The 25,476-nt window shown below is 45.1% G+C and carries 20 protein-coding genes, 1 tRNA gene and 1 pseudogene; 9 read left to right on the top strand and 13 right to left on the bottom strand.

Going from position 1 to position 25,476, the window contains the following annotated elements:
* Positions 1-12 precede the first annotated feature (12 nt).
* Entirely contained in the window at positions 13-471 is a 459-nt protein-coding gene (locus QUA27_RS11570; protein ID WP_333068107.1) for a phosphate-starvation-inducible PsiE family protein, read from the top strand.
* 76 nt (positions 472-547) lie between these two features.
* Here QUA27_RS11570 and rimM read toward each other — a convergent pair whose 3' ends face one another.
* The 3 genes from rimM to QUA27_RS11585 form a co-directional block, all read right to left on the bottom strand.
* The gene (gene rimM, locus QUA27_RS11575) at positions 548-1,189 is read right to left on the bottom strand and encodes a ribosome maturation factor RimM (protein WP_333068193.1); all 642 of its coding nucleotides are present in this window, start codon (positions 1,187-1,189) and stop codon (positions 548-550) included.
* A gap of 207 nt (positions 1,190-1,396) precedes the next feature.
* The gene (locus QUA27_RS11580) at positions 1,397-2,029 is read right to left on the bottom strand and encodes a response regulator (RefSeq protein ID WP_015179099.1); all 633 of its coding nucleotides are present in this window, start codon (positions 2,027-2,029) and stop codon (positions 1,397-1,399) included.
* Positions 2,030-2,144: 115 nt separating this feature from the next.
* Entirely contained in the window at positions 2,145-3,419 is a 1,275-nt protein-coding gene (locus tag QUA27_RS11585; RefSeq protein ID WP_333068109.1) for a molybdopterin molybdotransferase MoeA, read from the bottom strand.
* Between the two features lie 117 nt (positions 3,420-3,536).
* On the opposite strand from QUA27_RS11585, the gene QUA27_RS11590 reads away from it, so the two are divergent.
* From QUA27_RS11590 to cobO, 3 genes are all read left to right on the top strand, one after another.
* Positions 3,537-4,154: a DUF8692 domain-containing protein gene (locus QUA27_RS11590; RefSeq protein ID WP_333068111.1), complete on the top strand. Its 618-nt coding sequence runs from the start codon at positions 3,537-3,539 to the stop codon at positions 4,152-4,154.
* Positions 4,155-4,324: 170 nt separating this feature from the next.
* A complete protein-coding gene (locus QUA27_RS11595) occupies positions 4,325-4,903 on the top strand; it encodes a Uma2 family endonuclease (protein ID WP_333068113.1) in 579 nt (192 codons plus the stop codon).
* Positions 4,904-4,973: 70 nt separating this feature from the next.
* Positions 4,974-5,600 carry a cob(I)yrinic acid a,c-diamide adenosyltransferase gene (gene cobO, locus QUA27_RS11600; RefSeq protein WP_333068114.1) on the top strand — a complete coding sequence of 209 codons (627 nt, stop codon included), beginning with the start codon at positions 4,974-4,976 and terminating at the stop codon, positions 5,598-5,600.
* A gap of 57 nt (positions 5,601-5,657) precedes the next feature.
* On the opposite strand, the gene QUA27_RS11605 is transcribed toward cobO, so the two are convergent.
* The 8 genes from QUA27_RS11605 to ribBA form a co-directional block, all read right to left on the bottom strand.
* The gene (locus tag QUA27_RS11605; RefSeq protein WP_333068115.1) at positions 5,658-8,195 is read right to left on the bottom strand and encodes a CHASE4 domain-containing protein; all 2,538 of its coding nucleotides are present in this window, start codon (positions 8,193-8,195) and stop codon (positions 5,658-5,660) included.
* Positions 8,196-8,383: 188 nt separating this feature from the next.
* Entirely contained in the window at positions 8,384-8,866 is a 483-nt protein-coding gene (locus tag QUA27_RS11610) for a hypothetical protein (RefSeq protein WP_333068116.1), read from the bottom strand.
* 481 nt (positions 8,867-9,347) lie between these two features.
* Positions 9,348-10,352 (bottom strand): RNA polymerase sigma factor, RpoD/SigA family, encoded by a 1,005-nt coding sequence (locus tag QUA27_RS11615; protein ID WP_333068118.1) that lies wholly within the window; start codon positions 10,350-10,352, stop codon positions 9,348-9,350.
* Positions 10,353-11,230: 878 nt separating this feature from the next.
* Positions 11,231-12,964 (bottom strand): helicase HerA domain-containing protein, encoded by a 1,734-nt coding sequence (locus tag QUA27_RS11620; protein ID WP_333068119.1) that lies wholly within the window; start codon positions 12,962-12,964, stop codon positions 11,231-11,233.
* 98 nt (positions 12,965-13,062) lie between these two features.
* Positions 13,063-14,502: a pentapeptide repeat-containing protein gene (locus tag QUA27_RS11625; RefSeq protein WP_333068194.1), complete on the bottom strand. Its 1,440-nt coding sequence runs from the start codon at positions 14,500-14,502 to the stop codon at positions 13,063-13,065.
* A 43-nt stretch (positions 14,503-14,545) separates the two neighbouring features.
* Complete coding sequence (locus QUA27_RS11630) at positions 14,546-15,814, bottom strand: RNA-guided endonuclease InsQ/TnpB family protein (protein WP_333068120.1); 1,269 nt, start codon at positions 15,812-15,814, stop codon at positions 14,546-14,548.
* 129 nt (positions 15,815-15,943) lie between these two features.
* Positions 15,944-16,399, bottom strand: coding sequence for an HAD domain-containing protein (locus QUA27_RS11635; RefSeq protein WP_333068121.1), 456 nt, complete (start codon positions 16,397-16,399; stop codon positions 15,944-15,946).
* Between the two features lie 265 nt (positions 16,400-16,664).
* Positions 16,665-18,380 carry a bifunctional 3,4-dihydroxy-2-butanone-4-phosphate synthase/GTP cyclohydrolase II gene (gene ribBA, locus QUA27_RS11640; RefSeq protein WP_333068122.1) on the bottom strand — a complete coding sequence of 572 codons (1,716 nt, stop codon included), beginning with the start codon at positions 18,378-18,380 and terminating at the stop codon, positions 16,665-16,667.
* Between the two features lie 170 nt (positions 18,381-18,550).
* On the opposite strand from ribBA, the gene QUA27_RS11645 reads away from it, so the two are divergent.
* From QUA27_RS11645 to QUA27_RS11655, 3 genes are all read left to right on the top strand, one after another.
* Entirely contained in the window at positions 18,551-18,781 is a 231-nt protein-coding gene (locus QUA27_RS11645) for a DNA methyltransferase (protein WP_333068123.1), read from the top strand.
* A gap of 139 nt (positions 18,782-18,920) precedes the next feature.
* Entirely contained in the window at positions 18,921-20,294 is a 1,374-nt protein-coding gene (locus QUA27_RS11650; RefSeq protein ID WP_333068124.1) for a DUF4339 domain-containing protein, read from the top strand.
* A 111-nt stretch (positions 20,295-20,405) separates the two neighbouring features.
* The gene (locus QUA27_RS11655; protein WP_333068125.1) at positions 20,406-20,672 is read left to right on the top strand and encodes a ribbon-helix-helix domain-containing protein; all 267 of its coding nucleotides are present in this window, start codon (positions 20,406-20,408) and stop codon (positions 20,670-20,672) included.
* Positions 20,673-20,786: 114 nt separating this feature from the next.
* Here QUA27_RS11655 and QUA27_RS11660 read toward each other — a convergent pair.
* A tRNA-Phe gene (locus QUA27_RS11660) sits at positions 20,787-20,859 on the bottom strand.
* A gap of 133 nt (positions 20,860-20,992) precedes the next feature.
* Between QUA27_RS11660 and QUA27_RS11665 the strand changes: the two are divergent.
* Positions 20,993-23,670, top strand: a pseudogene (locus QUA27_RS11665) (phospholipid carrier-dependent glycosyltransferase).
* Positions 23,671-23,759: 89 nt separating this feature from the next.
* Positions 23,760-24,695, top strand: coding sequence for a cobalamin-binding protein (locus tag QUA27_RS11670; protein ID WP_333068126.1), 936 nt, complete (start codon positions 23,760-23,762; stop codon positions 24,693-24,695).
* Between the two features lie 138 nt (positions 24,696-24,833).
* On the opposite strand, the gene QUA27_RS11675 is transcribed toward QUA27_RS11670, so the two are convergent.
* Positions 24,834-25,463: a fasciclin domain-containing protein gene (locus QUA27_RS11675; RefSeq protein WP_333068127.1), complete on the bottom strand. Its 630-nt coding sequence runs from the start codon at positions 25,461-25,463 to the stop codon at positions 24,834-24,836.
* Between the last annotated feature and the right edge of the window lie 13 nt (positions 25,464-25,476).

Consider the following 25,476-nt stretch of genomic DNA (forward strand, 5'->3'; position numbering starts at 1 on the left):
TAAATCACTGGTATGCTGAAAAAAATATTTAGGCAAATTGCCAAGTTAGGGAGTGAGGAACAATTTCTGCATTTTACAGAAAGTGTAGAAGTAATAATATCGAAAATTTTATCACTCGCGATGATTTGGGTAATTCTCCTCAGCGTTTGCGATTTGCTGATTTTTTTAGCAAAAGAATTGGTAAACCACAGTGATAATTTGTTAAAAGACACGTTATTTGTCATATTTGGGTTGTTTTTAAATGTTTTAATTGCTCTAGAAATATTGGAAAATATTACAGCTTATCTGAAAAAGCACGTAATTCAAGTAGAGCTAGTTATTGTAACTTCTTTGATAGCAGTATCTCGAAAAATCATCATTCTTGACCTAGAAAAGAAAACAGCAGCCGACTTGATTGGTTTGGCGATTGCAATTTTCGCGCTTTCCATCAGTTACTTGATAGTGCGGTACACAAATAAAGGAAATGATTAATATTGGAAATTGGGAATCGGAGATTGGGAATTGTTAATAACTAATATCATGTCCGGTCGCTCGACCGGACATGATATTATTCCAACAAACCAGGAGGAGGCACAATTTCAATTCTGCCTTGTTCTAAGTCAACAACTGGCACAATCTCTTCCACAAAAGGAATCAATATTTTTGTGGATTTAGGCTCTTTAACGCGAATTTTCCGTGGTTTGCGGGTATTTCTGGGGTCAGCGTTTGCTTTGGGAGTTTCAGGCTGTTTTGGCTTTTCTAATTCTGCCGCGACAGTTGCCGGCGCAGTTAGATTTGTTTCTACTTCTAAAAGGTCGTTACCTGCGGGAATAATATCACTTACCTTGCCTAGGATTTCCCCGGTTAACTGGTTAAAAACTTCCATACCGATCAAATCTTGGACGTAAAACTCATCAGACTCGAGGTAAGGTCGATCGGTCTTTTCAACAAACAACTTGCAGCCCCGCAGCGCCTCAGCACTATCGCGGTCTTCCACACCCTCTACCTCTACAGCATATAACCCTTTACCCGGAATGTAGCGACCGCCCAAAAACTCGATCGGTTCCGGTTCACTTTTGTTAGGGCGCAAAATCCACCGCTTCCCCGGTTCGATAAACCTTTCCGGGAAATCAGAATCGGGATAGACTCGCACTTCCCCGTCCAAACCTTGAGCTGCTACAATTTTACCGATTTCTATCCACTCAGACATAAACTTTTTGGGAATTGGGAATTGGGCATGGGGCATGGGGCATTGGGCATTGGGCATTGGGAATTGGGCATCGGGCATGGGGCATCGGGCATGGGGCATTGGGCATTGCTAATTGCGAATTGGAAATTGCGAATTAGTAACTGAAAAACGTTGAATTATTTTTCTTCCTTCTTCCTTCTTCCTTCTTCCTTCTTCCTTCTTCCTTCTTTACACCAATCCAGTTCTCAGCGCTACAACGGCTGCTTGCACGCGGTCATCCACTGCCAACTTATTCATAATACCGCGAACGTGAGTTTTAATAGTATTTGGACTCAAGTAAAGTGCCGCTGCTATCTCCGGATTGCTGTTACCTTCCACCATTAATTTTAACACCTCCAATTCCCGCTGTGACAACTGACCAAAAGTAGTTGTAGAGGCAGGTATCGGGGGTTTGAGGTGTTCGATGACAGTCCGGGCAATTTGAGGGTCAAGATATGTAGCTCCCTCTGCTGCGGCTGCAATCGCTGCTAACAGCCTATCTACAGAAGCACCTTTAATACAATAAGCATCAGCCCCACTAGAAAGGGCGGCAATAATTTCAGTTTCTGCCGTGTGAGAAGTTAACATTACTACTCGAACTTCTGGCAGTTGTGCTTTAATTTGCTGCGTCGCGGCTATGCCGTCGAGCCGTGGCAAACCGATATCCATCACAATAATATCAGGTTTGAGTTTCAGTGCTGCTGCTACGCCTAAATAGCCGTCTTCTGCTTGTCCTACTATTTCTATTTCTGGGGAATCGGCTAAAACTTGCTCTAATCCCAGTTGCATCATCGGGTCATCTTCAACAATTAAAATTTTCATAATACGAAGAAAGTTCGGCAACGGATTGTGTAACGGATGTCAGGAAGAAGGAAGAACGAAGATTACTTAGTTGTTAATATTTTACATGAACTTATACCGAACCAATAACAACTAACTAATGACTAACTTTTAAGACTTCAACCAATTCGCCTGGTAAAATCCCGGTTTCCACTGGTGGCAAAACGGCTAAACCACTTGTATTGGCGAGATTAATTAAATTCGCTGAATTTTGGCTGCCGCTAGCAGGTTCAAATTCCCAGACTCCGGCAACTAAATGCAGTTTACCCCAAATATAAGTTTCGCGTCGGCCAGGCGATCGCAATTCAGCATTACACCTAGCTTTGACAAACTCCGGCCCCCAAGCATCAGGGGCAAGCCCAGACATCTTTCTCAAAGCAGGCACAACAAAACGCCAACAGCATACTAAAGCCGAAACCGGATTTCCCGGCAAACCAAAATAGAGACAATCCGAACTCAAACTCGGCGACTCATCATTTTTTTCACCTCGTTTAAACGCAGCAACCGTTAAAGGTTTACCCGGTTTAATCGCCACAGAACTAATGTGAACTTGGCCTCCCAAATCTGCCAAAATTTTCTCGACATAATCGTAGTCTCCTACCGATACGCCCCCCGTAGAAAGCACCACATCCGCCGTCGCCACAGCCCCCGACATCGCCTTATTTAACGCCTCTTCATTATCAGGAACAATCCCCAATCGAATCGGTTCAAATCCCATTTGCGCCAACAAAACTGTCAAAGCATACTGATTCGAGTCTACCAGTTTCCCCGGTGCCAAAGGTTCGTCTGGCGATACCAATTCGTCACCCGTAGAAAAAATAGCCACCCGCAGCCGCCGATAAACAGGAACTTGAATGCACTGGGCAGTTGCTAACACCGCCATTTCTGCGGCGTTGATAACTGTACCGGGAGTTAGCAAAGTTGTTCCTGCTTGATAAAAAGCGCCTTTGTGCCTGACAAATGCTTGCGGTTTTTCAGGAGAAAGTAAGATAAAAATACGATCGCCCTCACGCCTTGTTTCTTCCTGCATTACAACCGTATCAGCACCCGCAGGCATCACCCCACCCGTAAAAATTCGCGCCGCTTGCCCCGATTGGACGGTATTTTGAGGCTGATATCCGGCTGGAATCTCTTCAACTACTTCGAGTACCGCTGGTTTTTCGGCGCTACAGTTTTCCACATCAGCAAACCGCACCGCGTACCCATCCATTGCTGAATTGTCCCAATAAGGAAAATCCAGGGAACCAGTGACGGCTGCTGCCAAAATGCGCCCCGATGCTGCCAGCAAGTCTACAGTTTCTACATCCCGCTGACTGTCGAGGGGATGCGCCAAATTTAGAACGATCGATTCTGCTTCTTTCACTGACAGCATGACTGTCTCCTTGTTTTGATTACACTCCTGATTAAGTTTAGCAAAATCTCCAGAGATATTGGTGATATAATTTTTTTGTATTTGGACAGTAAACCTAATTTTTGGTATTAATTGCTTATGACTATTTCTCGCTTTGTAGTCAGACTAAATTTTTTATCCTTCTTCCTAGTGGTGCTGCTGATAATTTTAACTCAACTTTCCGGCTTAAAAGTCAGCGATTTATTCTTTCACCCTTATTTTTCCCCCAATCCCAATGCCGCCTTGTTAACTCGAACATTCCAAATTTTATGTTCTGTACCAGTCATTGTTTGTTGTTTTACCTATAAATTAGCTCGAACCATTCAACCGCGTACTTCAGAAAATCGATTTATTCTTTTTTCGGCTTTGTTAACAGGTGGATTTTTACTCAATGAAATTTACAGAATTCATATATATATGATAGCATTGGGAATTTCCAAGCTAGGAGTAAGTCTTTTGTACGCCCTTGTTTTGTCTTCCTACGGATGGTTTTTTCGGCGAGAACTACAGTTGACTCCCTACCAAATACTGTTAGCGGGTTTGGGCTTGTTGTTTTTTGCGATCGGCGTAGATTCCCTGCATTTAAAAAACAAGATATTCTCCAGTTTACTAGAGGGAGTACCTAAATTGTTTAGTGAAATTAACATTGCATTTTATTATTGGTATGTGTGTAAGTGTTTTCTCCAAAAAACTTTTTATAAAACTATAGAGAGCTAGTTATAAGTAGGTGATATAATGATATCACAAATGCCTACCAAAAACTACGATTTAAATCCTCCTTACCTTCCCACATCAATAATATTTACCGCCTCTGCATCGCTCGGCATTTATCCGCATTCAGATACATTATGTGGCTTTAAAATCCCAACGCATCCTGATAAAATACCATGATAGCAGTTACCATCAACTTCAACTCCATAGTTAAACTAACCGACGACCAATTTTATCAATTGTGTCGCGAAAATCCCGATCTCAAATTTGAACGCAATGCCAAAGGAGAAATAATCGTTATGCCACCCACAGGAGGAGAAACTGGAAATTACAACTCAGAAATTAATGCTGACTTTGTGATTTGGAACAGACAAACTCAACTGGGAATTTGTTTCGACTCTTCAACTTGCTTCCAACTGCCCAGCGGTGCCAATCGTTCTCCCAATGTCTCTTGGATAAAAAAGGAAAGATGGGACGCACTTACTCCCGAACAAAAACAAAAATTCCCTCCCATCGCCCCAGATTTTGTCTTAGAGTTAATGTCGCCAACCGACAGTTTAAAAGATACCCAAGACAAAATGCAAGAATACATGAATAATCAAGTAAAACTCGGCTGGTTAATCAACCGCAAAACCCGGAGAGTCGAAATCTATCGCCAAGGACAAGAAATAGAAGTTTTGGAGTGTCCGACAGAACTTTCAGGAGAAGATATTTTGCCAGGTTTCGTGCTAAACTTGAAAACACTGTGGCAATAACTAGACATATTGCATCTATCAGCGTTTATTTGCGTTCATCTTTCTCGTCCATCTGCGGTTAAAAAATACTATGGAAACCAATATAGAAACCACTGGCTTAACAGCCGAACAACACAAACAGAAAATGCAGCGCCGCCAAGAAGTACAGGCGCAGCGAATCGCTAACTCCTCAAAAGAAAAAGGTTTAATTATAGTCAATACCGGGAACGGGAAAGGCAAAACCACAGCCGCTTTGGGAATGGTTGTGCGATCGCTCGGTCACGGATACCGCGTCGCTATAGTACAATTTATCAAGGGAGCTTGGGAACCTGCAGAAAAAGCCGTTTTTCAACTCTGGGAAAAACAGTTAGAATTCCACGCAATGGGGGAAGGCTTTACCTGGGACACGCAAGACCGCAATCGAGATATTGAAACAGCTCAAAAAGCGTGGGAAAAATCCCTAACTTTCATCTGCAATCCCGAATTTAAATTAGTTCTTCTAGATGAAGTTAATATAGCATTAAAACTAGGTTATTTGCGCGTAGAGCAAGTAATCTCCGGGTTAGAAAAAAAACCAGAACAAACCCACCTTATTTTAACAGGCAGAGGCGCGCCAGATGCACTAATTGAACGAGCCGATTTGGTGACAGAAATGACATTAGTTAAGCATCCATTCCGAGAACAAGGTATTAAAGCTCAACCAGGTATTGAGTATTAATGTTTTTTGCAGTCAGGACTTTTGCACCCCTCTCACATCTAAAATCTTAAATATATCCTACGCTGGCAACGTTAAAGTAAAAGTTGACCCCTTGCCAAACTCGCTACTCACAGTAATTTCTCCCCCCAGCATCTGAGAGTATTTCTGCGCTATTGCCAAACCCAAACCCGTACCTCCGTACTTGCGGGTAGTCGAAGCATCAGCTTGCGTAAAAGGTTGAAATAACTTTTGTAGCTGTTCAGGAGTAATCCCAATTCCCGTATCCGTACACTTAATAATTAATTCTTCTAAATTCCAACTATTCTCGTCATTTTTAATTTTTTCAACGCTGAGTGTAATTGTCCCTTTATGAGTAAACTTAGCTGCATTGCTGAGCAAATTAAATAAAATTTGAGTAAACTTAATTTGATCGGAATACAATTCGCCAATATTATTAGGACACTCCACATTCAGGCGATTAGTGTTTCGTAAAAATAGCGGTTCAACTGTTCTGGCTACATCTTGAACTGCCTCCGACACGTCAAAAGTTTCTAATTCAAGTTCCGCGTGACCGGCTTCAATCTTCGACAAGTCCAGAATATCATTAATTAAGGAAAGTAAAAGCTGGCCTGAATTGTGAATTCTCTCCAAATCCGATACAAAATTTTCTTCGCCCAAATCTAAAGCCTCTTCTTGCAGAATCTCGCTGTAACCGATAATCGCATTCAGAGGAGTTCGCAGTTCGTGGCTCATGTTAGCCAAAAACTGACTTTTAGCCAAATTAGCTGATTCTGCCGCTTCCTTTGCCTTGTATAGTTCTGCCTCGGCTTGCAAGCGGTTGGTCACGTCGAGAGCCAGCACTAATTCAGCATTTCTGCTATCAAATAGCATGGCATAAGAAGTAATTTCAACATCAATAATTGTTCCGTCTTTTTTCTTGTGCTGCCACACACCTGCAAACTCAATACCGGCATCTACTTGGGAGAAATTTTCTAGCAATCTCGGCAGCTCTTGGGGGGGGCGAATGTCCGCAACGGTCATGTTGAGAAATTCGTCGCGAGTGTAGCCGTAGTGTTGGACAGCAGCCTGATTTACGGCTATAAATTCCAGAGTTTCTAAATCGTAAACCCACATCGGATGGGGGTTATTTTTAAACAAAAGTCTGTAGCGTTCTTCCGAGGCTCGCAGTTCTGCTTCGGCTTGTTTGCGCTCGGTAATGTCGCGGACAACCGTGCAAATAATCTCGCGGCCGCCGTAGGAAATCACGCTCCCGCTCACTTCCACGTCCACGCAGGAACCGTCTCGGCGGCGGTAGAGAACTTCGCCAATTCTGAATTGTTTGTCCGTCAGCAGCAACTCGATATTGTTGTCAATTAGGTCTTTAGAGTAAGCGATGATATCGTAAATAGTTAGTTGCGAAATCGCCTCAAGATTGTAATCGAGGAGGTCTCTAAATGCTGTATTGGCTTCCAAAAGGCGTTTGGTTTGAGCGTCCCATAGAAAAATACAATCTGTAGCTTGCTCAACTACGGCTCGGTATCGAGCTTTTTCCTCAAGTTGTTCGCTTTCGGCTTGGGCGATCGCACTCAACATTCCGTTGATAGTATGGGCAAGGTCGGACAACTCGTCTTCACCCGTCACAGGTAGTCGCACCGAGAGGTCTTGGCTGCTGCTGACGTGGTTGACTGCTTTCGCCAAACCGCTCAACCGAGACAGCACCAGACGCTCTAGCAGCAGCAGAGTGCAGCCGACCAACCCAACTCCCGCTAGCGCTACAGACCCCAGCAGGTACAGTAAACTAATTTGACCTTGCCGATATATTTCTCTGGGGATATCCACCCGCAATAGCAGCGCAGGTTGGTTGTAAATATCCCGGATCAAAGTGTAACCCGCGATCGACTCTTCGCTTAAAGGACGCACCAAAATCGGTTTTTTTTCCGACAGTTTCTCCCGCATTTGCTGAAAGTCAGCAGGCAAATTAGCCTCATTCACGCTGTGTACGATTAGCGGCAAACGAGTAATTTTAGAAACCTTCGCAATGCCTCCAGCATCCAAATTGCGCCCGAATATCAGCGTACCTCGGATCGGGCCGGTGCTTTTAGTGGTGAGAATAGGCCGGGAAGTAATCAGTATCGGCCCTGACGGCAGCAACAGGATACCAGCGAGGCTGCTTTTGGTGTTAGGGTGCTGCAACAGCGGGTCACTGAGAGAAATACGCCGTTTTAATGCTTCTGGAACAGGCGTTAGTTTCAGCTTTTCGCTGTCTAAACCCGTAGCGTAAACTATTTTGCCAGAAGTATTGACAAAAATGGCTATATTAACTCTTATATTAGCCAGCCCTTCTGGAATTAAATTGGAGGCAATGTATTCTGAGTTGCGGTTTTGGATGAAAGTGTAGGTGTCGTCCCAGGACGACCAGTCGGCAAAGCGCGAGTTGAATTCGTCTGCGGTTTGCCCGAACACGCTGAGCACTCCCTTGACAACCTGTGTGGCTTCTTGTTCCTCTGCTTTGATCATGCTGCCCAAGAGGATGCTGGATGAGGCGACATACAGAATGCCAGTCAATCCAGCGATGGTAATGCCAATGATCGATAGTGTTTTCCGACGCAGTTTCATCTTGCCATGTGTGTGGTGTCCGTCCGAAATTCTCAACTCAGGAGCAATTTTACTACTGTTTCCTGAACCCTGACCGAAAGCAATTTGGTCCGGGAGCTCCCGATGTATCAGTGGGGTTGCTTTCTTCAAATCTAAAATCTAAAATCTAAAATCTAAAATCGATTGACTGGTGGCGCAGCGCGTGTTTCCTACTTTTCCCACACCTGCTGTTTGTGAGATTCTTTGCAAATACCCAAGATGCGCCGATCGTTGTCGCTGATGGTGGAAATTGAGTAATATTGTTGCAGGTTTACGGAGTAGGGAGAGCGACTGCCGTCGTAACTGTCCACTACTATTAAATTTAACTGAGTTCGAGCGCTTGTGCCGTAAAAACAGTAAAAAGCAGACCGAGGCAGGTAAAAAGCGCCGATTACCTTACTCTGCCGCATTTCAAATACAAAATATTCTTGTTTAATTTCCTCTGGCTTGCTCGACTGGCCGTAGAGGTAAATGCCATCTGCTAAACCTGTGCTAGCTGTATCTGGCTCAGGATTTGGCGGAGATTGCGAGCTTAAAACGCCGGATTTGATGTCCGAGTCGTGTGCCCGGCGTGCGGGGAATGCGATGCTCAAGTTACCGGGCCAGAGAGCAAGCACGATCGCGATCGCTTCTAAACTTCGTGTCAATATCAAATAAGTCAAAACCACTCCAGACCCCAAAATTTAAAATAGCTGGTTCCAAACGCCTCTTATACCAGTTTCACAAAGATTGTAGAGAAACCGGGTATTTTGCTTAATGTTGGCTATTAACTTGAAGGAACGATCGCCCGCCCGATGCCTGAACTTTAATCTAAGATTAGTTGTGATAAATTTTGCGTCCACCCTGATTGGGAAATCCACCCGTCCAATAATACCATTTTAGATTTTAAGTTTTATAGTCTTGGACGCATATACTAGGATTTTCTGTCCGCCGAAGACAACTTAGTGAACCAATCTCAAACCCTTGATTTAACTTCGATAGTGCGTCAGTCCTGTTTGAGATTAAAAAATGCAGTAATTGGGAATGACCTATTGCCTAATGGTTTGAATCGCTGGCATACATTAACACTTTTTTTTAACTGGTATAGACATAAAAAAAGTTGAGATTTTCCAAAATCTCAACTTTTTTTAGTTACTAACTAGCCAAGTATTCTCGAACTTGAGATTGGCGGCGCCGCAGGTGGGCAAGGGCTTGATGTTCTAGCTGCCGCACCCGTTCCCGGCTGAGATTTAACCGTTCTCCGACTTTTGCCAGAGACATTTCTGTGCCGTCCTCCAAACCGAAGCGCAGAATTATTACATCTCGCTGCTGGGGGGTCAGTTCTGATATCAAAGTATCGAGGTCTTGCCGCAGCAACTCCGAGGTAATGTAGTTGTCGGGAGATGCAGTTTCGTCTTCTAAGAGTTCTTGCAGTTCGGTATCTTGGTTGTCTCCTACCCGCAAGTCCAAAGAAACTGGATGTCTTGCCATCAGCAGGTATTCCCGAATTTGGGAAGGGTGCAGTTCCAAGGCGGCGGCAATTTCCCCTGGGGAGGGAGACCGGCCCAACTGCTGCGTGAGTTCCCGCTGCACTTTTTTGATTTTGTTGAGTTTTTCGGTGATGTGAATTGGCAATCGAATTGTGCGGGCGTGTTGGGCGATCGCGCGGGTAATTGCTTGTCGAATCCACCAGTAGGCATAGGTAGAAAATTTGTATCCCCGCATCGGGTCAAATTTTTCGACTCCTCGTTCTAAACCGAGGGTGCCTTCTTGAATTAAATCCAAGAATTCCATATTGCGTTTCTGGTATTTTTTGGCGATCGCCACTACTAGCCGCAAATTCGCTTCAATCATCTTTTGCTTGGCCCGCCGCCCTATGTGTAAGATGCGGCTAAGTTCAGGTTCGGTCAACTCCATTTCGGCAGCCCACTCTTGATTCGTCAGATCCCGCTGCCATTCTTTAGCAAGTGCTTGTTTTGCTTCGATTAATTTCATCATTTGCTGCACCTGCTTCCCGAAAACAATTTCTTCTTCTCGGGTTAGCAGGGGTACGCGACCGATCTCGTGCAGATAGGTACGAACCGTATCCGTTGAGGAGTATGGCCGGCTGCCCATGCGATCGGCTTTCACTGTTTTGTTTTTGGGGGTTGTGGTGGACATGGGTGAGTATTGCACTCCTTGTAACAACAGATAAAAAGTTGGTGATACCCTGTCCCACTTTTACAAGTGGGATAAAGACTGCGACAAGGGGGATGTTTTCCCTCCTGTTTATCGGTGAGGATCGGTAGAAGCTTTTTGTTTGGGATTACTTTTGTGCTGGATTTTCCAGTAATCGCCGTCGATTTTCGGTAGCTCGCTAGCTTTAACGGCTAGTTCAAGGCGAAGTGAAGCAAGAGTTTAGTTTTCTCAATATTATTCCCAATTTTGAGGATCGTAAAGGGTAAAAACCTCTGTCTTAAGGTCAAGATTCTACATTTTTCCTTAAGGTTTTGAATTCCCTGTTAGTTTTAACTGCCACTCAACTTCACAATACTCATGCAAACAGACTCATGCAATTCGAGGGCTTTGTTTTGCTCTCTGTTCCATCATCGCTTGAAATTTTCTCGCTGCCTAGATGGTGGGATGCGAGATAACCGAACTCGATCGCCGTATTAGAGGCGAGTAACTGTTTAAAATATTTATTGACATTTTTACTTAAATATGCTAATTAAATTCGGCTACGAGTAACGACAAGGTGTATAAAGGCTGGCTGTTGCCCTGTTTGACTTCCATTATCCTGCGACGCTCCATCATCTCCATTATGTTTAAGCTTATGCAAATTTTGTGTAGTTAGGGATGAGGGGTGAGGGGGTGAAAGGGGAAAAGCTTCTGACTGAAAGCTGGGGCCTAATTTTTTTGAGGTTCGATCGCACTTTTTCGTTTATAACTGAGGCAAAAATCTGATATTTCTCTAATTGCAAGCGATCGCCAATTCTGCGCCCCGACTAATTTACAGTAACCTTTGCCTAAGTTCTGTAATGAATCTAGCCGTTGTCAATCTAAAATCCCAAATCCATTTTAGCAGATTCTGCCTCGGCAAATACTTGTTCATCGGGCATTTCTTGCCAGTCAATATCCCCGATTTCCCTGTAGAATTGCTCGTCATAGGGGCGAGTTTGCACGACTACGGGCATGGGTACGGCGTGCCCCAAAACTAATGCTTGCTGTTTGGAGTCGAGTTTTGCCAAAACTGAACGCAAACTCTGCCCTCCCGAAACGCCGGTAAAAATAGCCTCGATGTCTTTATCATCGTTTAGCAAAGCAGTAATGCGCGTTCCGACTTGCGACATGACTTCGGCGTCGATACCGGAAGGACGCTGGTCTACAATCAGCAGAGTGACAAAGTATTTTCGCATTTCTCGGGCGATCGTACCGAAAATAGTCGATCGCACGATCGCCGGATCGAGAAAGCGGTGAGCTTCTTCAATGGTAATCACCAACGGCTGCGGGCGATCGCACGGATTTTTACTCTGCAAAAACTTCTCAGCTTTTCGCACGTAAGATCCGTGAATGCGACGAGTAATCACGTTTGCCGCCAACATATACGACAGCAAATCAGAGTGCGAACCAAACTCAATTACTACATTTTTCCCAGCATCCAAACACTGCAAAACTTCAGTTACATAATTTTTTGGACAGCGTTTCCGAATGTATGTTAAATCATTCAATCTCTCTAACTTTCGCTGCAAAGCCATAATCGAAGACTTATTTCCCCGCTTTTCTTCGCAAAACATTTGGATATCTTCGTTGCTCATTTCCAGCAACTTGTTTATCCAACCACTTCCCAACTCATTTCGCAAAATAATCGCATTTTCGATACTAGCTTCCGACAAATTTAGCTCGCGCTGCACTAGCGCGATGTCTTCCACTTCAATTTGATCGAAACTTAAAAATAACTCTTGAGCGTCGCGGACTCCCCGGCGTTTTGTCGATTCTGGATCGAGGGTATAAATCTGCATTTTATCGGGAAACAACTGTCGCAAACCTTTAACAGTGCTGAACTGTTTTCCTTCCGAAACAGCTTCCCACCCGTACTCCGAGTGCATATCAAAAATTAGATTGACAGCAGCTTGCTTGCGAATAATTCCCGATAGAAGCAAGCGCGTCAGGAAAGATTTTCCCGTTCCCGACTTGCCAAAAACGCCGTTGCTGCGTTCCACAAATCGGTCTAAATCCAAGCACACAGCAACGTCCATGTCAATCGGTTTGCCGATCGCAAAATTGCGGCGGTACGGGTCATCTTCCCAGCCAAAAACTGCCCGAAAATCAGTTTCTTTGGCATCAAACACCTGCGAAAAGTGGCTGGGAATAGTTTTGACAGGCAGCAACTCAATATCCGCGCCGGTTTGTGACTCAAAAGAAGCCAAATTTCCTAACGCCAGCTTATTCTCGCGAACTGGGCCGTTTTTCGTCGGGTCGAAAATTGCCTGCTGTTTTTCTCTTTCAGCAGTCAACATCAACATCGGCGACAGTTCGATCGTACCGTAGGTGCTGCTACCGGCTAGCACTGCGAGAAGAAAATCGTCGTCGGGATTGGGAGGATTCGATAAAATGCGGGCGCTAGAAGTTCCGAGAGACACGTCGGTGAGCATACAGAAAAAGTGCGATCGCACCCCCCGCACTACTAGAAATTTCCCCACCCTCATATCTTCCACCGAAACGTCGGCGTGCAGTCGCACTTCTAATCCCTTGCTCAGAGAACCTTGAATAACAGAGCCTAACGGTCGATCCATTTTAGATTTTAGATTTTAGATTTTAGATTGTTAATAATCGAGCAGTTTTCGCTGGGCGAGTTTTGATTTTAGATTTTCGATTGTTAACAGTCAACTAATTACCATTCCGATTCTAGTGGCAATTCAAAATAACTCGGACTCAGATGTATATCGGTCAAATCCGTTTCGCTCAAATAAGCGTCGGTCAAAAATACCCCTTTTAAACTTGCGCCTTTGAGGTTAGTACCTTTCAGGTTAGCACCTCTGAGATTAACTCGGAATAAATGAGCATCGCTCAAGTCTGCCTCAGTTAAATCTGCTCCCTCCAAATTTACTCTCATCAAATCTGCTTTTCGGAGGTCAGCTTCGGTTAACTTAGCGCCGCTGAGGTCAGCTTTTGTCAAGTCTACACCTCTCAAGTCGGCCCCGCTCAAGTTAGCGAACAGCAAAGTAGCTCCCGTGAAATCTGTCTCCCTCAAATCGGCATCCCTTAAATTAGCGCCGCTGAGGTCAGCCCTTGTTAAGTCTACACCCCGGAGGTCAGCAGAACTCAAGTTTACTTGGTGTAAAATTGCCCCACTTAAATCGGCTCCTCTCAAATCTGTTTGCTCTAAGTTTGCACCTTTGAGGTAAGCTTTTTTTAAGCTAGCTCTGCTGAGGTCTACATTTTTGAGATTAACCGAACTTAAGTTAGAACCGCTCAAATTAGCTCCGCTTAAATCTGATCCGTTTAAGTCGGCTCCCGTTAAGTTTACCCCTTGCAGCGATACATTGGGAGCAATTAAATAAGCTCCGCCCAGAGCGGGGTCAATGCCTTCTGAAAACAATGTTTTGTTGCTGTAAACAGCTTTCTCCAAAATCGTGCCGCTCAAACTAGCTTCCCTCAAGTCCGCTGCGCTGAGGTTGGCTCCTGCTAAGTTTGCCCGATCGAGTTTTGCGCCAAATAAAATAGCTTTGTATAAGTTTGTCCGCCGCAAATCGGCTCCTTTTAAATCGGCTTCGGTCAAATCTACCATAGCCAGATTTAAGCCAGGGAGCGAAGCATTGGGAGCTAGCAAAAATGCTCCCAGTGCACCCGGATCAATATCGTCGGGAAAGATAGTCCGGTTGTTGTATACCGCCTTGTCTAAAATCGCTCCGCTCAACTGAGAACCGCGCAAATCTGCTCCGCTAAGGTTGGCTCTGGTTAAGTTGGCTTCGTGGAAATTGGCTCCAACTAAATTAGCCTTGATCAAACTTGCTTGTTTGAGGTTGGCGCCCGTGAATTCGGCTCCTACCAGATTAGCTTCTCGCAGGACAGCACCAGTCAAATCGGCTCTCGTGAGGTTAGCTAAATTAAGAAATGATTCAGCTAAATCCGCCCCGCTGAGATTGGCGCCGCTGAGGTCGGCTTCAATCAGGTCTGCATACCTGAGCGTAGCGCCGCTGAGGTTAGTTTCTCGGAGATCCGTGCCTCGGAGGTTTGCCCCCCGGAGTTCCGCACCGCCAAGGTTGGTGCCTTTAAGTGCTTGTCCTCTGAGATCGAGTCGGTGCAGAAAGTCACCAACGTTCATTTCCATGTCAAATTCACCCTCTCTATTCCGATAGCTGGCAAAAGTATAGTCATTTATAGACATGGGAGGCTTTAAGCCCCTCCCCCTTCACTTTTACTTTGAGCGGATTAACCCGCCTCGGCTGAACTACGCAGCTCCCTATCCCATTGCTGAACGCATTTGGGATTGCTTTTCTGAGGATGTTGTAGGAAGCGTTGATATCAGAATTAATTAACTGACCAGTCGATGTTTTGTACAAACCTCGCTTGATACGCTTACCAGTAAACATCGGCTCTTTTTCTGTTTTCCCGTAGACAGGGATTGGGTCTAGCCCCACGAAGTTGGCCCGCGATGTGTAGGATTCTTCCTGCACAATTACATTGATTCCCGCCAACCGAGCTTTGTACTCCAACATTTCAATTAATCGAGAGTGAGGAATACTAACAAAGTTTTGGTTGGTTTGCTTCCCTAGATTAATTTCAGTTTTCCACTGTGCATTCTTGCCAATTACTAGCGTCTCAATTTGTTTTGTATTTAAAATCGCAACAATCAGGCGACTAGCATGATGCAAGTAATTATCAACTTTTTGATGGCGACAACGAGTTAAGCGCTGAATCCTGGGTGAAGTTTTGCGGTTCCCTTTTAACTGGGATTGTAATCGTGAAGAGCGTTTGTTGTAGAACTGATTAATCGATTTCAATGGTCGCCCGTTGATCAACAAAGGGATAAATCCCGGTTGATTTGAAGTTAACGCCACTAAATTATCTAGTCCTAAATCAATACTAGCTACAGAATTTGCGTTGCCAAGGGTGGACTCCGGTTCATCATAAATTACCTCAATTACATAGGAATCACATTTCGGAACCAGCCTAACTTGAGAAATCTTATCAGGAGCGACTTTGGTTTTGATTAAAAGTTCAGTACCCGAAAGTTTAATGATTCCTTTCTTCAACTGTTTACTACTAATCGCTTGAATCGTGTAGACGAGAAGGTTTCGCCCTTTGGTTTTGTCTTTGTACTTTGGCAATTTTGGGCGACCTGTGAATTTTGAAGAATCAGCCTTGTAAGCTTTAACTGCTTCAAAAAATGATTTCCAATTCTTGTCTAACACCATTAAGATTTGCTGGCTTACTTTGGCAGGCAAAGCCTTGTAGGCTTCATGAGACTTCATCAATCGGTTCATTTCGTTATAACTGACATAACCCCATCCATAAATAAAGCTCTGACGAATGACGTAATTGGCGGCATTGTAGAGGTTTTTGGACTTGAAAGCTAGTTCGTCTATTTGGGCGAAACGGTATTCCGTTGATTTAATGATGTGCCTCTCTGTTAGTTGCATTTGAGACTTCCGTTCTTGGGGCTATGCGTATTCCTTGTTCAACACTCACAACAATATAATACCATTATTGTTTATAATTGCTTATAAACTAAATGAAGTTTTACAATACTTTTTGTCTAACCTTTGAAATCAAGTTAGATATTCTGAAAGTATCTTTGCTGAGTTCTGGTCAAAACCATTGTAATCATCAATAGCCACAACTGGTGCATCTGGCGGATAGTGTTCTGGAATATCGTCAATGGCTACCCAAGGTGAGTTTTCTGCTTGATTTTGTCGAAGATACTCAAGAACTTCCTGGTGTCGTAAATATTTGTGTTGGTGAATATTTTTGGGGTTGAGAAAAGGGGTGAATCCGATAATACGGATAGCGATATCTGGTGAAAATAATGGCGGGATTACCTCGAAGGGGAATATTTCACGCCAGGATGATGAAATTACTACTCGCGCATTAGGATAGGAACGAAGGACGTTTTCAAAGTGATTAAGGCAAACTGAATTAAATTTCATTATATCTGTTTGCAAACTCGATGTTTCATGTCTTCTGTCAGGAATAAGTACACCATCAATGTCTAAAAAAATTAACATTAACTAAAAGTCCTAGTGAATAATTTAATGAGTATTAATACTGCTTAATAATATAAATGTGCAGCGACGCTTCTCTCTCAATTGTTCGCTACATCGACTTGTTAGACTGCAATCAACATTGTTATTCACTGTTTGTATTGGTGGCTGCTTTCTGACGAAAGGAAGATGCTGGTATCAACAAGTATTCTTCTGAAATTCACAGTTTTTCTTGGCTTCGGCCTTCCCCCCTGCTGGCGTAGGGGGGGTTGGCTTCTACCTTCTGCCTTCAGGCAAGAGGAGCAAAACTGTAGATTTTTTGAGGTTCGAGCCGATCGCAAATTCCGGTTAATTCCGACAAAAGGAATGTCTCGCGATCGAGCTGGACTTGCAGGGTTTTGAGCGGATCTCCACCGGAGGAAACCATGAATTCTAATGTTTGCAAATTCGGCTCAGTGCTGATTTCGCCCAGAATTTTGCCGATCGCCCTGACGTAAGGATGGTTTGGATCTTTGTACCAGTCAGGGGCTGCGAGTCCGGCTTGATCGAAGCCTAGATGAACGATGAGGGAGCCTTCTCCGAAAAGGGCTATTCCCACCGGCCGCGCTTCTTCTTGCAGCAGCAAGTGCTGGTTAGCCGCCAAACGCCGCAGCTTTTCGAGGTGTTCGTACCGATTTTGAATGGCAGAATCTTCATCTTTTCCTTCTGTTTTCTGGCTTCTACCTTCTTCCTTCGTTTCGTTCCACTGAATCGCCACTGTTACTAAATAAGTTTGCAGTAACATATGACCGAGTTTTTCGGCTTTTGTTGCCAAATAGATCGAGTTGTAATCTGTGGCTTCAATTAGTAAGGGGACGCGATCTGCTACTTCAATCCCGTAACCTTTCAAACCCGCAATTTTGCGCGGGTTGTTGGTAATCAACCGAATTTTTTTAACTCCCAAATCGTTGAGCATTTGCGCTCCGACGCCGTAGTTCCGCAAGTCGGCGGGAAATCCCAACCGTTCGTTGGCTTCTACAGTATCCAATCCCAAATCTTGCAGCGAGTAAGCTTTTAGTTTATTTACCAATCCAATACCCCGACCTTCTTGGCGCAAGTAAACGATGATGCCAGAACCGACATTTTCGATCATTTTCAGTGCCGCTTGCAGTTGCATCCGGCAGTCGCAGCGCAGGGAACCCAAAGCATCGCCGGTCAGGCATTCGGAATGCACCCGCACCATCACGGGTTTGTCTTTAAATTCTGCCGGGTCGCCCTTGACAATAGCAACGTGTTCTGAGTTGTCTTGAGTGTCGCGGTAGGCGTAAATCATAAACTCGCCGAATTGAGTGGGCAATTTGGCGACGGTTTCGCGGCGGACGAATCGATCGTGCTTGAGTCGGTAGCTAATTAAGTCAGCAATACTGATTATTTTTAGGTTGTGGGTTTTGGCGTACTCGATTAATTCCGGCAACCTCGCCATCGAACCATCGGGGTTTTGAATTTCGCAGATGACGCCGCTGGGATAAAGACCGGCGAGTCTGGCGAGGTCAACCGAAGCTTCGGTGTGACCGGCGCGTTTGAGGACGCCACCGTCGATCGCCCGCAGGGGGAAAATGTGACCGGGACGGCGCAAGTCTTGAGGTTTGGTGTCCGGGTGGATGGCTACTTGGATGGTGCGGGCTCTGTCTTCGGCCGAGATACCGGTACTGACGCCGTTGACTGCATCGATGCTGACGGTGAAGGCAGTTTGGTTGTTGTCAGTATTTTTGCTGACCATCAGGGGCAATTCCAGGCGATCGAGCCTTTCGCCACTTAAGGCCAGACAAATCAAGCCTCGCGCGTTCACGGCCATGAAATTGATGTTGTCGGGGGTGGCGAATTGGGCAGCACAAATCACATCGCCTTCGTTTTCGCGATTTTCGTCATCGACTACTACCAGGGGGCGACCTGCTTTGAGGTCTGCGAGGGCGCTGTCGATCGAGTCAAATTGAAAGGATTGAGTTGAGGAGTTGTTATTTGGCACTGAGGAGTTCAAGCTATAAACAGTAATGTTATGGAAATAGAATGTATTTGTGATTGTAACCTTTTGTTTCCGACAGGGCGATTCCCCAGTCCAGATGAGTTTGACAATATTTCTAAACTCATTTACTATAATTATTGCATCTTGTCAACAAAATCTCTCCCCAATATTTCATGAGCTTGACTGAGCTCGTCGATCGCATCATCAAGTCGGCATCTAATTTAAAGGAAATTGTTTTAGATCCGTTTATGGGTTCCGGGACTACAGCAATTGTGTCTCTGGGTTTGCAGCGACAAGTTATTGGATTTGAAATTAGGGCTGATTACTGTCAGATTGTCGCTAGTAGAATAAATAATTTTTTGATGGGCAAGGAACTCAGAGAAGCACAGTTATCTTTATTCTAAAGTTGGTAAATTGCAGCAACTTAATTTAAATTGTCCCAGAGCGGGCGAGCGGTCTCAAGCGATCGGCGCTTAAGATCGCACTGCCCAGAACGATCGGCGCAATGGGACAATATTGATATCCAGTCAAATTATCCCAACCATGAATAATTGGCCGAAATTCCTCCCCGATCCTAAATCGTGCGCTAGAGGGTTTGCCTTAAGCATTAGCTTTTGGCTGATTGTTTCTTTACTGTGGCCCAATGCTTACTACTATTCCTACAGATTTAGCAGGACGTACTGGTACACCATCAGGAACTCTGACTGGGAATCCCCGATCGTACTTGCTTGGTTGTGCCAAATCTGGTTATTTGCTTTCTATCACTGGGGGTTAACCAAGTTTGCAGAGTGGGTGGAAATTCGCCGACACAATCAGCAACCGCCGACTGTATCGGCTTGGCAGCACTGGAGGGAAGGCGTTATAGCATTTCTCACACTGCCAGCAGCAATCGTGATGGGAATTCCGCCGACCGCCCTTTTTATGCTGTCGCTAAGAAGCTTTTCGGGCGCGCTCGTTGCTTTAATTCTAGGAACTGCGATCACATCTGCTTACCTGTATCACTTCCGCTTTGGAAAGCTGCTTAAAAATCTTCTTAAATTCTTATGGATTTTCTATGCAGAGCTTCTAAAGATAGTGGAACTTGTGTTAGTTCCAGTATTAACTGGTACTCCGTTTTTTCTGCTAACTGTTGCGACGGCAGAAATCGTGCCAATACAGCTACTGCCGCTGACAACCTTTCTGTTAGTTATTTGCGTACTGCTAAGCGGGATAGTGGGATATGCAGCTTTGCAGTATTGGTCAGCGCATCTAGTTAATTGGGCCGCGACGTGGTGGCCCGCTGACTCTCCTGGTTACAGTCGCCTTCAAGCCCGAAAAGCCTGGAAACACAACAGGACAGCAACTAGCCAATCTTTTGTTCGGCACACAACCAGTTGGCACTTAGCAGCTAACGACACTACCAACCTAATTTACCTAAACCTCATAGCGATCGTACTCGGTGCGATCGCTTTTCTGTTGTTTGGAAAGTCTTCAGAATCGTCAGAAACACAAGAAGAGATTTTAGGATCTGCAGTAGCCCTAGTATGTGTGGCGCTGTGGCATTTCTGGGGGTGGCCTCGCGAAGTAGAAATTGCTAAAGGTAAGCTGGAGGCTAAGAAAAGTAAGAGTTCAGCTAAGAAAAAGCGATCGCCCAATTCTAACTCACCGCCTCCGAATCCGGTAGAACAAGAGCTAAATCAGCTCAAAGCCACAACTGGAATGAATCGGATGAAGCCTGTGACACCCTCGACCCAGCCAACTCCTGAAGTTGCTCAATGGTATGTGTTTCGCAGCGGTGAAGCCAAGGGGCCCTATACCAAATTGCAATTATGGGAGATTCAGGAAATCACAGCCCGAACCAAAGTCCGGCGCGGGGAAGCCGAGTGGCAGCGCGCCGGTGAAATTCCAGAATTAGCGTCGTACCTCACTCAAAAATAAGACAGTACACGTCACCGCAGGTCCATCGGCGCTCAAGACGATCGCACTGCCCAGAAAGTAGCCCTATTCTTAGAAAAGGGATTTTTGTTAGCGAGACTCCCGGAGATTTTTATGAATATTACTTTGAGTCCTGAGCAGGTGAAATTGATCGAAGCGCAATTAGCACTGGGGAAGTTTACCTCGCCGGAAGAGGTGATTACAAAAGCCCTCCAGACTTTGACTCAAACGCGGAAGCTTTATTGCGAGTGGGTGGAAGAGGTGCGCTCTTCGGTGGAGGAAGCGGAGGCGGAACTATCACGGGGCGAGGGAATTCCCTCAGAGACTGCGTGCGAGCAATTGCAGGAAAAGTTTCGCAAGGCACGAAAGGTTAAGGGATGAGCCGATGCTTTGTCTCTCCAACAGCAAGCCGAGACTTGGATGCCATTGGTGATTATTTTGTTGGCTCAACTTTATACATAAAAAAAAGCCCTCAACTTTGTGAGGGCTTTGCGATGCCAGGAACGAGACTTGAACTCGTGACACGTGGATTTTCAGTCCACTGCTCTACCAACTGAGCTATCCCGGCTTGTTTTTTCGCGCTTTACTATCTTAGCAGACACATACGGAATTTAGCAAGCACTTTTCTCAATTAATTTTTCGATCGCCCGGAACCGCCCGCCTGTAAGCTAAAAGCTGCAACCTAAAATCCAAAAATCGCAATGGCACAGCAACATCGGGACAGCGGGAGTAAGAGTCTGCTTGTCTTGGGCATAATTTGGCTGCTGGGGGCAATTAGCGATCGCCTCTGGTTTGCCCTCGATCGATCTGTCCCGGCGTGGGATCAAGCAGAATACCTGACTAGCACCCTGGATTACTTGCAGGCGTTGCAGCATCCTCAGTGGTTTTCCGGGGAGTGGTGGACAAACTTCTGGCTGCTTTCGACGAAAATTCCGCCCTTGGTGTATATCTTAACGGTTCCGTTTCTTCAGGTTTTTGGTACCGGGGGCGATCGGGCAACCCTCGTTCATCTATTATTTAGTGCAATTCTCCTCGCCTCAGTCTACAGTCTGGGCGTCCAACTCTTTAACCGGCAAGTCGGTTTGTGGGCCGCTGCAATTTGCGTTTTGTTACCCGGACTTTATCGGTTCCGCTTGCAATTTTTGCTCGACTATCCCCTCACTGCTGCGATTACTTTTGCTTTCTATTGTCTGACAATGTGGAAGGCTTCAGAAGGAAGAAGGAAGAAGGAAGAAGGAAGAAGGAAGAAGGAAGAAGGAAGAAGGAAGAAGGAAGAAGGAAGAAGGAAGATTTTCCCCATTCTCCGGATCTCCCCCTCTCCCCCTCCCCCAATCTCCCCCTCTCCCCGTCGTCTTTCTTTTGGGCGATCGCCTTTGGAATTTCTCTCGGCTTATCAATATTAGTTAAACACACTACCGTGTTATTTCTATTTACCCCGATTGTTTGGCTGGCTGTGGGTGCTGTGCGGCAAAAAGCTTGGGGTAGATTAGGTCAATTAACTGGTGCTCTGTTGCTGTCGGTAGCGGTGTTTGGGCCGTGGGCAAAAACCAATTGGCTGTTAATTTTGACCGGGGGAAAACGGGCAACGCTGGATTCTGCGATCGCCGAAGGAGATCCGGCCCTCAATACGATCGACGCTTGGATTTACTACGGTCAACACTTACCCGAACACATTTCTTGGCCTCTGTTACTTATTCCCTTAGTAGGATTGATACTTTATTGGCGTCGCAGGCAAGATAGTTCGTCAATCTTGCATCTCAACTCCTGTCGCTGGCTGGCTGTTTTCTGGGGAGGAGCTTATTTAATTAATTCTCTAAATATCAACAAAGACGACCGATATGTGATACCTTATTTGCCAGTTTTATCTATTTTCTTAGCCTACTGTTTAACCCTGTGGCCTTCTCGGTGGGGACGACAAATTCGCTGGGGTACAATTGGCTTGGCAATTCTGGCGATGCTGTTCCATATCTGGCCGCTGGGAGGTGCTCTCGGAAATAGCTTAGCCCAAATTATCAGTCCAGGCAATTCTAACTATCCTTACTTGGGGAAAGAGTGGCCGCACCGAGAGGTAATTGCAGAAATTATTGATAACGAACCTTATTTGCAATCAACTTTAGGCGTGTTGCCTTCGACACCGGAAATTAACCAGCATAATTTAAATTTTTACGGTGCTTTGGCTAATTTTCAGGTTTACGGGCGGCAGGTGGGAACGAATTTAAAAGAAGTGCCGCAAGATGTGCGATCGCTCTCTTGGTTCGTAACGAAAACTGGCCCGCAAGGTTCGATTCGCGAACGGATTAAAACAGCTCAAAATGCAGCGGTGACTGCGATTGAAAAAGGCGATAAATTTGAGTTAGAAAAAACTTGGATTTTGCCAGATTATACTAATTTAAATCTTTATCGCAAGCGAGTACAGCCTGTCGAAATACAGCCGTTGAATGAAGCGCGATCGCAAGTACAATTAGATCGAGTTACTGTGGATGAAAAAGCAGTTCCCGGAGTGGCGCTGCCGGTTACTTATACTTGGTCGGGGCCTTGGCAGCAGTTGCAGTCTGGTTTAGTGTTGGTAACGTGGCAAAATCAGCAGTCTGGCAATATTCCACCGGGACAGACTTTCAGGATTTTACACGATCGCGCGATCGCCCAGGCCACTTTGCATCCGGGGATGCTGGCAGCGGATAAATTTGCTGTGGGGTTTCGAGTTGTCGATCGCACGGCGATGCTTCCTCCTGCTAATATTGCACCGGGAACTTACAATCTGCAAGCTACTTATCTAAATCGAAAAACCGGGGAAACTTATCCGATTAATGTGCCGGCAATTAGTGTTAAGATCGAGGCAGAGGCTCGGGATATGCGTTCTCAGGCAGAGCCGGGAAACGAGGATAATACAGATAAGCCTGAGTTAGATTTGGTGACTCAATTGCGGGCGATGGCAGTTAATTTACCCAAAGGATTGCCCGGTTTAGAACCTGTGTTCGAGCAGATTGGGCGCATCAATCAGTACGATCCAATTCAAGATTATACCGTGCAAGCGGAACAAGCGTTAGAATATCGGTTGCAGCAAGAACCCAATAATCTAGAATTGGCTTATGCTTTGGCATTTTCTCGGGTATTGCAGCAGAATGTCAAAAGTGCGATCGTCGCCTTAGAAAAAGTCACTCAACTCGACTCAAAAAACCCTTACGCTTACGCCTATCTCGCTTTCGTACACCTGTACGGCTGGCATCCCAAAGCCGCTCAAACAGCCTTAAAACCTGCTCTTGCTCTCAACTCCAATCTACCAGAAATTAGAGTTTTAAACGGTGTAGCGGCTTTGATGCAAGGTAATCTCATTCAAGCATGGCAAGATTTGCAATATTTAAAACAACTAAAAATTTAACAATCCCTTTTATTGTGGCACGGGCGTCCCGCCTGTGCTTATAAATCTGTAACGCCTGTGCTTATAAATCTGTAAAAAACCGAAAATCAATGAACCAAATCAGAATAGTTTCTCTAATTCCCAGTGCCACCGAAATTGTAGCAGTTTTAGGATTAACCGACGCCATTGTGGGCCGTTCCCATGAATGCGATTATCCCCCAGAAATCCAAAATTTACCTGTTTGCACTCAGCCTAAATTCAATCCAGAAGGAACTAGCAGCGAAATTCACAACCGCGTGACAGAATTGTTGCAAAATGCCCTCAGCGTGTATAAAGTAGAAATAGATACTTTGGAAAAATTGCAGCCGACTCACATTATTACTCAAGCTCAATGTGAAGTCTGCGCTTGTTCTCTAGCAGAGGTTGAACAAGCAGTAAGCACGCTGGTAAATAGCAAGCCAGAAATTATTTCTTTGCAGCCGAATCTGCTAGCAGAAATCTGGACGGATATTCAGCGAGTTGCTGATGCTTTGGGCGTAGATGGCAAAAGTGCGATCGACCTTTTGCAATCCCGCATCGATGCTATTACCTCGAAAACACAAGCATCATCTATTCTTACAACAAAACAGAAACTTCCCAAAGTAGCCTGCATCGAATGGATTGAACCTTTGATGGCTGCGGGAAATTGGATTCCCGAATTAGTGGCAATGGCGGGAGGCAATTCGCTGTTTGGAATTATTGGGGAGCATTCCCCTTGGTTAAAATGGGAATCTTTAGTAGAAGCTAATCCCGATGTAATTATTTTCATTCCTTGCGGCTTTGATCTAAACCGCACTCGCAGCGAAGCAATGCAGATAACTAAATACGCAGAATGGGCTAATTTGCAAGCAGTAAAAACGGGGAAAGTTTACATAACTGACGGCAATTCTTACTTTAATCGACCGGGACCGAGATTGGTTGATTCGTTAGAAATTTTAGCAGAAATTCTCCATCCCGAAATCTTCGATTTTGGCTATCGGGGTAAGGGTTGGCAGCCATTTTTGTAAGTACCCGCAGCTAGCTAAAGCTTTATCTATATTAATTCTCAATTGCCTGCCATACAAATAAGGACACAATATTGTTGTGTCCTTACTTCGCCTTCATTTAACCGAATCTGACATCAATTGATGCAAAAACCGCTAGTCTTACTTCACATCAGGGGGCATCAGCACCTTGTCAATTACGTGAATAACCCCGTTGCTAGCTTTGATATCAGCTTTCACAACATTAGCGCCGCCGACAGTAACTTTGCCTGCGTTAACTGCCACCTTCAGCGAGCTGCCTTCAACACTTTTAACATCGCCGGATTTCAGGCTAGTAGATACAACCGAACCAGGAACAACGTGGTAAGTTAAAATCTTAGTAAGTTGGGCTTTGTTTTCCGGTTTGAGCAAATTCTCCACAGTTCCTTTTGGCAAAGCAGCAAATGCTGCGTCAGTCGGAGCAAAAACAGTGAAAGGGCCTTTGCCTTGTAAAGTTGTAACCAAACCAGCAGATCCCAAAGCCTTTGTCAGCGTCTTGAATTGAGCGTCGCCAGATGCAATAGCAACAATATCCTTAGCAGCGGCAGTTGGTGCCGGTGAAGCGCCAGTTGGTGCCGGTGAAGCAGCGGTTTTCACCTTTCCTGGAACTTGTTGAGTTTGAGTTGCATTAGCAACATTGGTGTTGGATGTGATGTGAGCCCAAGCCGGGAAACCAATCAACGCGCTAGCGCCGATTACTCCTGCGAAACCTGTCAGTTGTTTCATCCAGCTAGGTAAATTTTGATTTTTCATTTCGCTTGCATTT

Origin of the sequence: Microcoleus harperi Pol14_C6, from assembly GCF_036701295.1 — a bacterium.
GTDB lineage: Bacteria > Cyanobacteriota > Cyanobacteriia > Cyanobacteriales > Microcoleaceae > Microcoleus.

Excerpts from the sequence above, each read along its gene's own strand:
- QUA27_RS11590 (WP_333068111.1), top strand. The coding sequence starts at position 3,537 with ATGACTATTTCTCGCTTTGTAGTCAGACTAAATTTTTTATCCTTCTTC.
- QUA27_RS11570 (WP_333068107.1), top strand. The coding sequence starts at position 13 with ATGCTGAAAAAAATATTTAGGCAAATTGCCAAGTTAGGGAGTGAGGAA.
- QUA27_RS11670 (WP_333068126.1), top strand. The coding sequence starts at position 23,760 with ATGAACCAAATCAGAATAGTTTCTCTAATTCCCAGTGCCACCGAAATT.
- QUA27_RS11605 (WP_333068115.1), bottom strand. The coding sequence starts at position 8,195 with ATGAAACTGCGTCGGAAAACACTATCGATCATTGGCATTACCATCGCT.
- rimM (WP_333068193.1), bottom strand. The coding sequence starts at position 1,189 with ATGTCTGAGTGGATAGAAATCGGTAAAATTGTAGCAGCTCAAGGTTTG.
- QUA27_RS11625 (WP_333068194.1), bottom strand. The coding sequence starts at position 14,502 with ATGGAAATGAACGTTGGTGACTTTCTGCACCGACTCGATCTCAGAGGA.
- QUA27_RS11675 (WP_333068127.1), bottom strand. The coding sequence starts at position 25,463 with ATGAAAAATCAAAATTTACCTAGCTGGATGAAACAACTGACAGGTTTC.
- QUA27_RS11645 (WP_333068123.1), top strand. The coding sequence starts at position 18,551 with ATGAGCTTGACTGAGCTCGTCGATCGCATCATCAAGTCGGCATCTAAT.
- QUA27_RS11650 (WP_333068124.1), top strand. The coding sequence starts at position 18,921 with ATGAATAATTGGCCGAAATTCCTCCCCGATCCTAAATCGTGCGCTAGA.
- QUA27_RS11615 (WP_333068118.1), bottom strand. The coding sequence starts at position 10,352 with ATGTCCACCACAACCCCCAAAAACAAAACAGTGAAAGCCGATCGCATG.
- cobO (WP_333068114.1), top strand. The coding sequence starts at position 4,974 with ATGGAAACCAATATAGAAACCACTGGCTTAACAGCCGAACAACACAAA.
- QUA27_RS11635 (WP_333068121.1), bottom strand. The coding sequence starts at position 16,399 with ATGTTAATTTTTTTAGACATTGATGGTGTACTTATTCCTGACAGAAGA.
- QUA27_RS11580 (WP_015179099.1), bottom strand. The coding sequence starts at position 2,029 with ATGAAAATTTTAATTGTTGAAGATGACCCGATGATGCAACTGGGATTA.
- QUA27_RS11620 (WP_333068119.1), bottom strand. The coding sequence starts at position 12,964 with ATGGATCGACCGTTAGGCTCTGTTATTCAAGGTTCTCTGAGCAAGGGA.
- QUA27_RS11595 (WP_333068113.1), top strand. The coding sequence starts at position 4,325 with ATGATAGCAGTTACCATCAACTTCAACTCCATAGTTAAACTAACCGAC.
- QUA27_RS11585 (WP_333068109.1), bottom strand. The coding sequence starts at position 3,419 with ATGCTGTCAGTGAAAGAAGCAGAATCGATCGTTCTAAATTTGGCGCAT.
- QUA27_RS11630 (WP_333068120.1), bottom strand. The coding sequence starts at position 15,814 with ATGCAACTAACAGAGAGGCACATCATTAAATCAACGGAATACCGTTTC.
- QUA27_RS11655 (WP_333068125.1), top strand. The coding sequence starts at position 20,406 with ATGAATATTACTTTGAGTCCTGAGCAGGTGAAATTGATCGAAGCGCAA.